This is a genomic window from Allobosea sp. (assembly GCF_036675845.1).
GTDB lineage: Bacteria > Pseudomonadota > Alphaproteobacteria > Rhizobiales > Beijerinckiaceae > Allobosea.
Genome location: NZ_JAKFED010000150.1, coordinates 29,381 through 41,099 on the forward strand (window position 1 = coordinate 29,381; position 11,719 = coordinate 41,099).

Genomic DNA, 11,719 nt, shown 5'->3' on the forward strand with positions numbered 1-11,719 from the left:
CGGGCAATACCGTCCGCTCTCGTCGTGCGGCATGCGCGCTCAGTTGGCGGCGGCCGCCTTGATCTCGGTCTGCTGCGGCGTCACGGCCACGCCGGGCCTGACCATCGGATTGGCGATGCCGTTGACGATCACCTGGTCCGTCGCGGCCAGCCCCTTGGTGATGACGCGCAAGCCGTCGGTGATCTGGCCGAGGGTGACCTGCTTGGGCACCACCTTGTTGTCGGCGCCGACCGTCAGCACGATCTTGTTGGCCTGGTCCGAGACGATCACCGCATCCGGCACCAGCAACCCGTCGACCTCGCCGGCATCGAGGCGCAGCCGCCCGAACGCACCGGGCGTCAGGAACCGGTCGGCATTGGCGAAGACGGCGCGGCCGCGGATCGTGCCCGAGCGCGCGTTCAGCGCGTTGTCGACGAAGTCGATCTTGCCGGCGCGGTTCCAGTTCGTTTCGTCGGAAAGGCGCACGCGTGCCTCCGGAGCGACGCCGCGCAGGCTGGCCAGCCGCGCATAGCGCAGATAGTCCGCCTCCGAGACGTCGAACACGAAGTTGATCGGATCGAGAGAGACGATGGTCGTCAACAGGGTTGCGCCCGACTGGCCGCCGGCGATCAGGTTGCCGGCATCGACGCGGCGGTTCGAAAGCCGGCCGGCAAGCGGCGCGCGCACCTGCGTCCATTCGAGATTGAGCTCGGCCGTCTTCAGGTTGGCCTCGGCCGCCTGGTGCGAGGCGATCGCGCCGTTGAGGTTGGCGCGGCGCTGGTCGATGTCGCGGGCGGTGATCGTCCGGTTCTGCGTCAGGGCCTCGGCGCGCTCGACCTCGTTCTGGGTCAGCTCGACCTGGGCCTTGGTGCGGGCGACCTCGGCGCGGGCGGCGTCGACCGCGAGCGTGTAGGGCCGCTGGTCGATGGTGAAAAGCAGTTCGCCCGCCTTGACCATGTCACCGTCCTTGAAGTGCACCTTGTCGAGGAAGCCCGAGACGCGGGCGCGTATCTCGACCTGCTCGACGGCCTCGAAGCGGCCGGTGAACTCGTCCCAGTTGGTGACGCGCTTGGCGAGCGGGTTCGCGACGGTGACGGGCGGCGCCGGCGGCGCGCCCTGGGCGAGCGCCTCGAACGAAAGAGCCGGAAGCAGGGCCGCCAGGATGATGAGCGCCCGGCTGGAGCGACGGCGGGTCATGGGAAACTCCGAAAAAAATGCGTGTCCGGCGCAACCTTTCACGGTTTCCGGCCAATGCGGCTAAAAGGCCTCGGTACTGACGATTGTCAAGTTCCATCACTCGACAGAGGTCGTGTTTTGTGCGCTGCGGCAGAGATTGTGGTCCTACCGCTGCGTGACGGCAACAGATGCTTGCTGGCGGCTGCTCAAGGCTCTACCTGAAGGGCTCGTCAATTATTGGCAGGGCCGGCCGCCCGCCGTTTCCGGATAATCGTCATGAACGCGCATGCACGCCCCGCCGACCCGAAGAAGCTGCTCAAGGGCGCAACCGGCGACTGGGAGGTCGTGATCGGCCTGGAGATCCACGCCCAGGTCACGTCCAACGCCAAGCTGTTCTCCGGCGCCTCGACCGGTTTCGGTGGCGAGCCCAACGCTCATGTCAGCCTGGTCGATGCCGCCATGCCCGGCATGCTGCCGGTGATCAACGAGGAATGCGTGCGCCAGGCCGTGCGCACCGGACTCGGGCTGAACGCCAAGATCAATAACCGCTCGGTCTTCGACCGCAAGAACTACTTCTATCCCGACCTGCCGCAGGGCTACCAGATCAGCCAGTACAAATTCCCGATCGTCGGCGAGGGCGAGATCGCGGTCGACCTCTCGCCGACCGAGCAGATCAGCGTCGGCATCGAGCGCCTGCATCTCGAGCAGGACGCCGGCAAGTCGATGCACGATCAGCACCCGACGATGAGCTTCGTCGATCTCAACCGCTCCGGCGTCGCGCTGATGGAGATCGTTTCCAAGCCGGATCTGCGCTCCGCCGACGAGGCCAGGGCCTATGTCTCGAAGCTGCGCACCATCCTGCGCTATATCGGCTCCTGCGACGGCGACATGGAGAAGGGCAATCTGCGCGCCGACGTCAACGTTTCCGTCCGCAAGCCGGGCGCGCACTTCGGCACGCGCTGCGAGATCAAGAACGTCAACTCGATCCGCTTCATCGGCCAGGCGGTCGAGGTCGAGGCCCGCCGCCAGATCGGCATTCTCGAGGATGGCGGTTCGATCGACCAGGAGACGCGGCTCTACGATCCCGGCAAGGGCGAGACCCGCTCGATGCGCTCCAAGGAGGAGGCGCATGACTACCGCTATTTCCCCGATCCGGACCTGCTGCCGCTGGAATTCGACGATGCCTTCGTCGATGGGCTGAAGGCTGGCCTGCCCGAGCTGCCCGACGCCAAGAAGGCCCGCTTCATCGCCGATTACGGGCTCTCGCCCTATGACGCCTCGGTGCTGGTCGCCGAGCGCGACCAGGCCGACTATTTCGAGGCCGTGGCGAAGGGGCGCGACGGCAAGGCCGCCGCCAACTGGGTGATCAACGAGCTCTTCGGCCGCCTCAACAAGGAGGGCAAGGATGTCTCGGCCTCGCCGGTCGCGGCTGCGCAGCTCGGCGGGCTGGTCGACCTGATCGGCGAAGGCGTGATCTCCGGCAAGATCGCCAAGGACCTGTTCGAGATCCTCTGGTCGGAAGCAGGAAACGGACCCTTGGACCCGCGTGAGATCGTCGAGGCCCGCGGCATGAAGCAGGTCACCGATACCGGCGCCATCGAAAAGGCAGTCGACGAGATCATCGCCGCCAATCCCGACAAGGTCGAGCAGGTCAAGGCGAAGCCGACCATGCTCGGCTGGTTCGTCGGACAGGCGATGAAGGCATCCGGCGGCAAGGCCAACCCGCAGGCGCTGAACGACATCCTGAAGACGAAGCTGGGAATCTAGAGCCTGAAACACGCCGTCATCCTGGATAAGCGGCTAAGCCGCGCCGATCCGGGATCCATCGAGGGGCCGGACGCTCTACGATGGATCCCGGCGCTCCGCTACGCTGCGGCCGGGATGACGCGGTGGGGGAAGCGCCAATCCTCCGGTCACAGGCGCGTAAGGTGACGCAAGCCGGTCTCATCATCCGCGACGCGACTTCGGCCGATCTGCCGGCCGTGCGCGGGCTTTTGGTCGAGACCTGGCATGCCACCTATGATGGAATCTATGGCTGGCGGCGCGTCGCCGAGATCACCAATGCCTGGCACTCGCTCGATGCACTCTCCGCCCAGCTCGGGCGCGAGAGCGGCGTTTTCCTGATCGCGCTGCTTGGGACGGAGATCGTCGGAACGGCTTCCGCCCGCCGCGAGCCCGACCGCGCGGCGCTTCTGACGCGGCTCTACGTCCTGCCGGCGCGGCAGGGCGAGGGGATCGGCCGCACCTTGCTCCAGGTCGCGCTCGCCTGCTTCCCGGATGCGCCGGTGGCCCGGCTCGAGGTCGAGAGCCAGAACGAGCAAGCCATCGCCTTCTATGAGCGCATGGGCTTCTTCCTGCAGCGCCAGGCCCGTTTCGACGGGCGCGAGGACACGCCCAACACGCTGATCATGGCCAAGCGGCTGGTCATGAGCTGATCGCGCCGGCCGGCGCCTTCCCGGAGACGAAGACGATGGATGCTCAAAATCCCGCAGCGATCACCATGCGCGAGGCGAACGCGGCCGATGTCGCGCGCGTCGTCGAGCTCATCATGCTCGGCGCGGCCAAGCAGACGAGGACGGCCGCCGAGATTGCCGAGGAGGCTCGGCACTCCTCCTATCGGGCGGCATTCGAAGCGATCCATGCGAGCAAGGCCACCACGCTTCTCGTCGCGGAATTGGAAGGGAAGGTCGTCGGAACCTTGCAGGTGACCTTGACGCCCGGGCTCGTCCATCGCGGCCGGACGCGCGCCAGGCTGGAGAGCGTCCATGTCGATCCGGCCCGCCGCAGCGGCGGAATCGGCGCCGCGATGGTTGGATACGCGATCGATTTCGCGCGCCGGCGTGGCGCCGGGCTGGTCGAACTCACCTCGGACAAGGCGCGCGAGGCGGCGCACCGCTTCTATCTGCGCCTGGGCTTCAGGCAGACCCATGAGGGCTTCAAGCTGGAGCTGTAGTCCTCGCCGCAAACGCTCCGCCGCGCCGGCAACGGCATGGCGCTCCTGCTCCGGGCGCGGGGCGTCCCGGGTTACGCGATCGCCCATGGCCGCCTAAATCTGGCAGCCAACTGCAATAGGACGAGGAAGCAACGCATGTCGCAAGTGCAGGCCAAGCCGATCGACCTCTATTACTGGCCGACGCCGAACGGCTGGAAGATCACCATCATGCTCGAGGAATGCGGGCTGCCCTACAACATCGTGCCGGTGAACATCGGCAAGGGCGACCAGTTCAAGCCGGACTTCCTCGCCTTCTCGCCGAACAACCGCATGCCGGCGATCATCGATCCGGAGGGGCCGGACGGCACGCCGATCTCGGTCTTCGAATCCGGCGCGATCCTGCAATATCTCGGCCGCAAGACCGGAAAGTTCTACCCGGCCGACGAGCGCGCCCGCGTCGCCGTCGACGAATGGCTGTTCTGGCAGATGGGCGGCTTCGGCCCGATGCTCGGCCAGACCCATCATTTCCGCCTCTATGCGCCCGAGAAGGTGCCCTACGCCGTCGACCGCTACACCAACGAGGCCAACCGGCTCTATGGCGTGCTGAACCGGCGCCTCGAAGGCCGCGAGTTCATCTGCGATGCCTATTCGATCGCCGACATGGCGTGCATCGGCTGGGCCCGCGGCTGGGAACGCCAGGGCCAGGACATCGCGCAGTTCCCCAATGTCGCGCGCTGGCTCGAGACGATGCAGGCGCGCCCCGCCGTCCAGCGCGGACTCGCGGTGGCGGAGGAGCTGCGCGGCGGCATCAGGACGCCGGAGGAAAAGGCGGTCCTGTTCGGGCAGAAGGCGCGGTAAGCGCAACGCGTCATGGCCGGGCCTGACCCGGGCATCTCCTGCAAGATATCCTCGGGTCTGCGCTGCGCTGCGCCCGAGGATGACGTTTTCCCGCTGCCGGCGCGAAAACGTCAATTGCTCCGCGACCACTTCACCGAGCGGCAGATCAGCCCGCCCATCACGCAGCCGGCCGTGGTCAGCGTGTCGCCGGAGAGCGTCATCGTGCCCGAATAGGTCTTGCCGTCCTCGGGGTTGAAGGCGCTGCCGCCCCATTTGCCGGCACCGGTCGGCGTCATGTCGTAGAAGATGCGCTGGCCGATCTTGGCCGGGCCGCTGGTGTCCTTGAGCCAGGAGATCGTCCCGCAGACGGCCTCGCCACATTTGGCGAGGCGCACTTTCGAGGCTCCGGTGTCGCGCAGCCAGGTGCCGGTGACCTCCTGCGCCACGGCGGGGCCGGCGAGAACGGCGAGCGCGGCGACGGCCGCGAACGGGCTAAGGCCCTTTGCGCGAAGGCTCTTTGCGCAAAGGCTCATGGCGCGAAGGCTCATGACGTTCCTCCTCTTCTGTCGACCAGCGTTGATCGCATGGTTCAGATATAAACTATATCCGAGCCGGCTCCGGCTTCAAGATGGCCGGTGCGCTAGAGCCCGTTCCGGTCAGATTGCATCGCAAGCTGACCGGAAAAACGGTCTCTCATCCCAAATCTAGAGCCGGATCCGATCAGATTGATTCAATCTGATCGGATCCGGCTCTTGCCGCCGATTTCGCGGCGAATGGCGTCGAGGGTGAATCCTCCGTCAATGCCTGCCGCAGCGTAACCGATGAGGGGCATTGGAATCGCTTGCGAATTCGCCGTCTAAAGCTGAATCGAGCGTTGCTTTAACGACGCGCTTACGACTCGTTGAGCTTCGATTCATCTCGAATTTTAGCGGAGTCTTTTACCGGCCGGCTCGAACCTCCTCCTCACGAAGCGCGGCCCAGGAAGGGCCGGGCCACGGTGAAGACAGGGTGGTTTGTCATGGCACGCATGGAAATGAGCGCGATCCCGGCTTCGATGGCGATCCCGATGGAGGCCTCGGCCGAGGCCTATTACGAACTCGGCCTGATGCACGCGGCCGGCCGCTCGGCCCCGGTCGATCTGGTCGCGGCGCAGAAATGGTTCAACGTCGCGCTCGCCAAGGGCTGCAGCCGCGCCGCGGCGCACCGGGCCGAGCTGGCGCTGGAGATGAGCCGCGACGAGATCGCCGAGGCGCTGCGCGAGGCCCGCCGCTTCCTGACCAGGCACTGAGCGCAAACAGCCGGTCCAGCCTTGTGGCTAGGGGAGGGCGCCGCTATAAGCGCGCCGCATTCCCCGATTTGCCCCAAGGATAATAACGATGGCTGTCCAGCGTACCTTCTCCATTCTCAAGCCCGATGCGACGAAGCGCAATCTCACTGGCGCGGTCAACGCGGTCATCGAGAAGGCCGGCCTGCGCGTCGTCGCGCAGAAGCGCATCCAGATGACCAAGGCCCAGGCCGAGACCTTCTACGCCGTCCACAGCGAGCGGCCCTTCTTCGGCGAGCTCGTCGAGTTCATGACCTCCGGCCCCGTGGTCGTGCAGGTGCTCGAGGGCGAGAACGCCATCGCCGCCTATCGCGAGGTGATGGGCGCCACCAACCCGGCCAACGCCGCCGAGGGCACCGTACGCAAGCTCTTCGCCCAGTCGGTCGGCGAGAACACCGTCCATGGCTCCGACGCGCCGGAGACGGCCGCGATCGAGATCGCCCAGTTCTTCGCCGGCAACGAGATCGTCGGCTGAGCCGACAGCTTCCTAAGAAGCCTTGAAAATCGAAAGGGCGGGTCCGCAAGGACCCGCCCTTTCTCATTCGGCGACCCGCCTCGGGCGAGGCGGCGGAACTTGGCGATGCCCGGCTATTTGAAGCCGAGGTCGAAGGCGTAGGTCGCGGAGATGCCGAGCGTGATCGAGTCGCGCGAGCCGTAAGCCCTGACGATCGGTGCCTTGGCGGCGTCGCCGACCAGATGCTTGTATTCGATATAGGCCGTGGTCTGGAGCTTGTCGCTCCAGCTATAGGTCGCCTGCGCGATCGCGCCGACCGAGTGGACGCCGGCATTGAAGCGCTGCAGCACCCCGCCATTGCCGGCCCAGGCCCCGCCGAAATAGGTGCGGACATAGTCGGCGCCCGCGATGGTCATGCGCGGGCCGGCGCCGAGCGACCAGGCGCCGATACGCTGGAACGCCTCGACCTTGACCTCGGCGAAGAGCGCGTCATGGGCGACCACGCCGCGGCGCAGGTCGACGCGGCCGCGCAGCCAGGAGGCCGGGTAGAATTCGACGAAACCGCCGAGCTCGCCGCCGAACTTGGTGTCCGGGACGCCGGCGATGCGCAGCGCCGCATTGGTGCTGGCCTTGCGCTCCCAGAGCAGGTTGCCGGAAAAGCCGACGCGCCAGGCCTTGCCCGAGAAGAAGCCGATGCTGATCGCGTCGTCCTCGGCCGCCCACCAGGTGCTCCTGGTGCCGCGCCCCAGCGAGATGATCCCGCGCGGCCGGAAGATGTAGTCGTTGGAGCCGATATAATCGGGCTGGTAGCGCAGGCCGGCGCCGAGCGTCAGGTGCCAGTTCTGGACCGATTCCGGCGAGGTGTACTGGGTGTATTCCGGAGACTGGGCCCTGGCCGGAGCCGCAAGCAGGCAGGCCAGGCCGACAAGGCCGGCAACGAACGCAACGCAACGCATCATGACAACTCCGGCGCCAAGGCGCCCCCGACCAGACCAACACCGGCAATCTGATTCATTAGTCTTAACCTGAGGTTGATGCGCCACATCTGGACGGATGAAAAGGATCGGCTGCCAACAAAGCCCGATTCGGCGCGAAGCGGAACGGGGCGCCATGTCGCTACCGGCTTTGGCCGCAACGATCTTCCGCGGAGGCTGGACCTGTTCTAGGAAGGAGAAATGACAGAGCTTCCTCGCATCCAGCGCCTGCCTTCCGTCTGCCCGCATGACTGCCCCTCGGCCTGTTCGCTCGAGGTCGAGGTCATCGATGGCCGCAGCATCGGCCGGGTCCGCGGCAGCAAGCGCCAGAGCTACACCGACGGGGTGATCTGCGCCAAGGTCGCGCGCTATGCCGAGCGCATCCACCATCCGGACCGGCTGCTCCATCCGCTGCGGCGGGTCGGGCCGAAAGGCTCCGGCGCCTTTGAGCGCATCTCCTGGGACGAGGCGCTCGACGAGATCGCCCGGCGCTTCCTGGCGCTCGAGGCCGAATTCGGCGCCGATACGATCTGGCCCTACTACTACGCCGGCACGATGGGACTGGTGATGCGCGACGGCATCAACCGCCTGCGCAACGCCAAGCGCTATTCCGGCCAGTTCTCGACGATCTGTACCACTTCGGCCTGGACCGGCTTCATCGCCGGCACCGGCAGGCTCGCCGGCGCCGATCCGCGCGAGATGGCGAAGTCCGACTGCGTCGTGATCTGGGGCACCAATGCGGTGCACACCCAGGTCAACGTCATGCACCATGCGATCAAGGCCCGGAAGGAACGCGGCGCCAAGATCGTCGCCATCGACGTCTACCGCAACGCCACGCTCGACCAGGCCGATCTCGGCCTCGTCGTTAAGCCCGGCACCGACGGGGCGCTCGCCTGCGGCGTCATGCACGTGCTCTTCCGCGAGGGGCTCGCCGACCGGGACTATCTCGCCCGCTTCGCTGATGTCCCCGAGGAGCTGGAGGCGCATCTTGCGACGCGCACGCCCGAATGGGCGGCGGCGATCACCGGCCTCTCGGTCGCCGAGATCGAGGCCTTCGCACGGCTCGTCGGCACGCACAAGCGCAGCTATTTCCGGCTCGGCTACGGCTTCGCGCGCCAGCGCAACGGCGCGGTCAACATGCATGCGGCGCTGTGCGTGCCGGCGGTAACCGGAGCCTGGCAGCATGAGGGCGGCGGCGCCTTCCATTCGAACAGCGGCGTCTACAAATGGCGCAAGGGCATGATCGAGGGGCTCGACAAGGCCGATCCGAAGATCCGCCAGCTCGACCAGTCGCAGATCGGCCGCATCCTCACCGGCGACGCGCCGGCGCTGCGGCAGGGCCAGCCGGTCAGGGCGCTGTTCATCCAGAACACCAACCCGGTCACGGTCGCGCCCGAGCAGGAACTGGTCAAGCGGGGCTTTGCCCGCGACGACCTCTTCACCGTCGTGCACGAGCAGTTCATGACCGAGACCGCCGCCATGGCCGACATCGTGCTGCCGGCGACGCAGTTCATGGAGCATGACGACCTCTATCAGGGCGGCGGCCACCAGCACATCATGTGGGGCGGCAAGCTGATCGAGCCGCCGGGCGAATGCCGCTCGAACCATGAGGTCATCTGTGCCCTGGCGCAGCGCCTCGGCGCCGAGCATCGCGGCTTCGCCATGACGCCGCGCGAGATCGTCGACTGGACCTTGCAGCAGACCGGGCGCGGCACGCTCGAGGAGCTGATCGCCAGCGAATTCCATGACGTGCAGCCGGATTTTGAGACGGCACATTATCTGAAGGGCTTCGGCTGGCCCGATGGTCGGTTCCGCTTCAAGCCGGACTGGGCCAAGGTCCCCAACAGCAATGCCGGCCCGGCCGGCCCGCATGAAACGATCCCGGCTCTGCCGGACCACTGGAACGTGATCGAGGCCGCCGATGCCGAGCATCCCTTCCGGCTCGCCACCAGCCCGGCCCGCAACTTCCTGAACTCGTCCTTCACCGAGACGCCGACGGCGCGCAAGAAGGAGGGCGGGCCCACCCTGATGCTGCATCCTGACGATGCCGCGGAGCTCGGCATCGCCCAGGGAGACCCCATCCTCGTCGGCAACCGGCGCGGCGAGGTCCATCTCGACGCCGTGCTGTTCGACGGTCTGGTGCGCGGCGTCGCCATCGCCGAATCGATCTGGCCGAACAGCGCCCATCGCGGCGGGCGTGGCATCAATACCCTGACCGGCGCCGACTCGATCGCGCCCTTCGGCGGCGCCGCCTTCCACGACAACAGGGTCTGGATCCGCAAGGTGTGACCTTTGCGTCATTGCTTTTTTGCTGGCGCTGTGGACCATCCGCGCGAGCGTCGGCAGGCCTTTCAAGAGCGGATTCGGGGTTTTCGCTTGGGGTACGACGCGAAACCGGGACGGTGCGGACGATGATGAAGCGGCGGATGGGTGCGGCCTTCTGGGCTGCGGGTTGGTCTTTGCTGGTTTCGGCGCAGGCCGTGATGGCCGCGGGCAGCACGAGCGCCTTGCCGCCGCCCGACCCGACGGCCAAGAACCTGACGCCCTACATGATCCAGCTGCGCGCTTTCGACGCCTGCCTGATCACCCAGTCGCGCCTGATGAACACGACGCGTGAGGCCGTGCATTCGCCGTGCAGCTGCTACGCCAAGGGCACGGTCAATGCCATGACCAGGGACGAGATCCAGGCCTTCCGCGACACCGGCTATTTCAACGACTCGGCCCGCGCCAAGGGCTACGACTTCATCGACCGCTGCAAGCTGCAGCGGCCTTGAGACTTCAGGCCGGCGCCGCCTTGGCGTCGGTCTTGAAGTAGCGCTCGCGCATCCGCTGCGCATAGGCGACGAGGTTGGCGTGCTCGGCGAGCGCGCCGCGGATCGGTGAATCGAAGATCTCGCACAGCCCCGCGATCATGAAGGCGCCCAGCGTTGCGTCGCCGCCGCATGGGTCGGGGCCTGTCAGATAGGGCTTGCCGCCGAGCAATCCCGCCAGCGAATCCAGTGCGCGCTGCGCCAGGACCAGCCGCTCGGCGTCGCCGTGCCGGCCGATGCCGTGGCCGTGCAGGTTGCGGCGAACCTGGCGCTTGACCATGGCGATGACCAGCGGGCGCAGGGGCGCCGGCACGGCGTCGAAAAACTGGCGCGGGCCCCGATCGAAATTGGCGGGATCGGCCCAGCGCTCGTGGACGACCAGCCAGTACAGATGGTCTTCCAGCATCTTCTCGACCGCCCAGGCGAGGCCGCGTTGCTCGGCGCTGAGCCCCTTGTCGAAGTCGATACCGTGCTTCTGCTCGAGATGCAGCCGGATGAAGCTGGTGTCGGGAATGACCGCGCCGTCGTCGTGCAGCACCGGGAACTTGCCCTTCGGCGCTTTCCGGAAGTTTCCCCGAACCTGGCGGTAAGGCAGGCCCGACATCTCCATCAGGATGATGCCCTTGATGCAGAACGGGCTCGGGTCGGGCAATCCGAAGGCGGGGCCGAAGACATGCAGCTGCAACATCGAGCCTCCCTTTGGCCGATACGTCCGGCCGGCATTCCATGATAATCATCCTGCTGCCACGCTCCTGACAATGAATGTCAGGACGATTGGGGCAGAGTGACGCTAATCCATCTTTCCTTAAGCGGAAGCCCCGTCATGCAACGCGCTGAACGTTTGCTCGATCTGATCCAGGGGCTGCGGCGCCGCCGCCGCCCCGTCACCGCCGAGACGCTCGCTTCCGAGCTCGATGTCTCGGTGCGCACCGTCTATCGCGATATCGCCGCGCTGCTGCGCCAGGGCGTGCCGGTTCGCGGCGAGGCCGGCATCGGCTATGTCCTCGACGCCGGCTTCGACCTGCCGCCGCTGATGTTCTCGCCGGACGAGATCGAGGCCGTGCTCGTCGGCATGCGCTGGCTCTCCGAGCGCGCCGACCCGACGCTGGCGCGTGCCGCAGAGGATGTCGTCGCCAAGGTGGCGGCCGTGCTGCCGTCGCATCTGCGGCCGATCTTGCTCGACGGCGCCCTGTTCGCGCCGGCCTATTGCAAGGATCTGATGGTCGACCAGGT

Annotated in this window: 13 protein-coding genes; 9 read left to right on the plus strand and 4 right to left on the minus strand. The window is 66.6% G+C overall.

Features of this window, described 5'->3' with window-relative positions; translation table 11 throughout:
- Positions 1-39: 39 nt before the first annotated feature.
- Positions 40-1,176 carry an efflux RND transporter periplasmic adaptor subunit gene (locus V6M56_RS16845; RefSeq protein ID WP_332685311.1) on the minus strand — a complete coding sequence of 379 codons (1,137 nt, stop codon included), beginning with the start codon at positions 1,174-1,176 and terminating at the stop codon, positions 40-42.
- A 255-nt stretch (positions 1,177-1,431) separates the two neighbouring features.
- On the opposite strand from V6M56_RS16845, the gene gatB reads away from it, so the two are divergent.
- From gatB to V6M56_RS16865, 4 genes are all read left to right on the plus strand, one after another.
- The gene (gene gatB, locus V6M56_RS16850) at positions 1,432-2,922 is read left to right on the plus strand and encodes an Asp-tRNA(Asn)/Glu-tRNA(Gln) amidotransferase subunit GatB (protein WP_332685312.1); all 1,491 of its coding nucleotides are present in this window, start codon (positions 1,432-1,434) and stop codon (positions 2,920-2,922) included.
- 161 nt (positions 2,923-3,083) lie between these two features.
- A complete protein-coding gene (locus tag V6M56_RS16855; protein ID WP_332685313.1) occupies positions 3,084-3,590 on the plus strand; it encodes a GNAT family N-acetyltransferase in 507 nt (168 codons plus the stop codon).
- A 35-nt stretch (positions 3,591-3,625) separates the two neighbouring features.
- Positions 3,626-4,108 carry a GNAT family N-acetyltransferase gene (locus V6M56_RS16860; RefSeq protein ID WP_332685314.1) on the plus strand — a complete coding sequence of 161 codons (483 nt, stop codon included), beginning with the start codon at positions 3,626-3,628 and terminating at the stop codon, positions 4,106-4,108.
- Between the two features lie 135 nt (positions 4,109-4,243).
- On the plus strand, positions 4,244-4,945 hold the full coding sequence (locus V6M56_RS16865; protein ID WP_332685315.1) for a glutathione S-transferase N-terminal domain-containing protein: 702 nt from the start codon (positions 4,244-4,246) through the stop codon (positions 4,943-4,945).
- Positions 4,946-5,055: 110 nt separating this feature from the next.
- On the opposite strand, the gene V6M56_RS16870 is transcribed toward V6M56_RS16865, so the two are convergent.
- Positions 5,056-5,457: a DUF2147 domain-containing protein gene (locus V6M56_RS16870; protein ID WP_332685323.1), complete on the minus strand. Its 402-nt coding sequence runs from the start codon at positions 5,455-5,457 to the stop codon at positions 5,056-5,058.
- Between the two features lie 485 nt (positions 5,458-5,942).
- Between V6M56_RS16870 and V6M56_RS16875 the strand changes: the two genes are divergently transcribed.
- Both V6M56_RS16875 and ndk read left to right on the plus strand, forming a co-directional pair.
- Positions 5,943-6,212, plus strand: coding sequence for a sel1 repeat family protein (locus tag V6M56_RS16875; protein ID WP_332685316.1), 270 nt, complete (start codon positions 5,943-5,945; stop codon positions 6,210-6,212).
- A gap of 88 nt (positions 6,213-6,300) precedes the next feature.
- Positions 6,301-6,723: a nucleoside-diphosphate kinase gene (gene ndk / locus V6M56_RS16880; protein ID WP_332685317.1), complete on the plus strand. Its 423-nt coding sequence runs from the start codon at positions 6,301-6,303 to the stop codon at positions 6,721-6,723.
- Between the two features lie 113 nt (positions 6,724-6,836).
- Here the strand turns inward: ndk and V6M56_RS16885 are convergent, their stop codons facing one another.
- Positions 6,837-7,661: a MipA/OmpV family protein gene (locus V6M56_RS16885; RefSeq protein WP_332685318.1), complete on the minus strand. Its 825-nt coding sequence runs from the start codon at positions 7,659-7,661 to the stop codon at positions 6,837-6,839.
- A 216-nt stretch (positions 7,662-7,877) separates the two neighbouring features.
- On the opposite strand from V6M56_RS16885, the gene V6M56_RS16890 reads away from it, so the two are divergent.
- On the plus strand, positions 7,878-9,965 hold the full coding sequence (locus tag V6M56_RS16890) for a molybdopterin-containing oxidoreductase family protein (RefSeq protein WP_332685319.1): 2,088 nt from the start codon (positions 7,878-7,880) through the stop codon (positions 9,963-9,965).
- Positions 9,966-10,087: 122 nt separating this feature from the next.
- On the plus strand, positions 10,088-10,450 hold the full coding sequence (locus V6M56_RS16895) for a hypothetical protein (RefSeq protein WP_332685320.1): 363 nt from the start codon (positions 10,088-10,090) through the stop codon (positions 10,448-10,450).
- 4 nt (positions 10,451-10,454) lie between these two features.
- Here the strand turns inward: V6M56_RS16895 and V6M56_RS16900 are convergent, their stop codons facing one another.
- A complete protein-coding gene (locus V6M56_RS16900; protein ID WP_332685321.1) occupies positions 10,455-11,174 on the minus strand; it encodes a glutathione S-transferase family protein in 720 nt (239 codons plus the stop codon).
- 135 nt (positions 11,175-11,309) lie between these two features.
- On the opposite strand from V6M56_RS16900, the gene V6M56_RS16905 reads away from it, so the two are divergent.
- On the plus strand, positions 11,310-11,719 hold a 410-nt coding region (locus tag V6M56_RS16905), incomplete at its 3' end, for a helix-turn-helix transcriptional regulator (protein WP_332685322.1).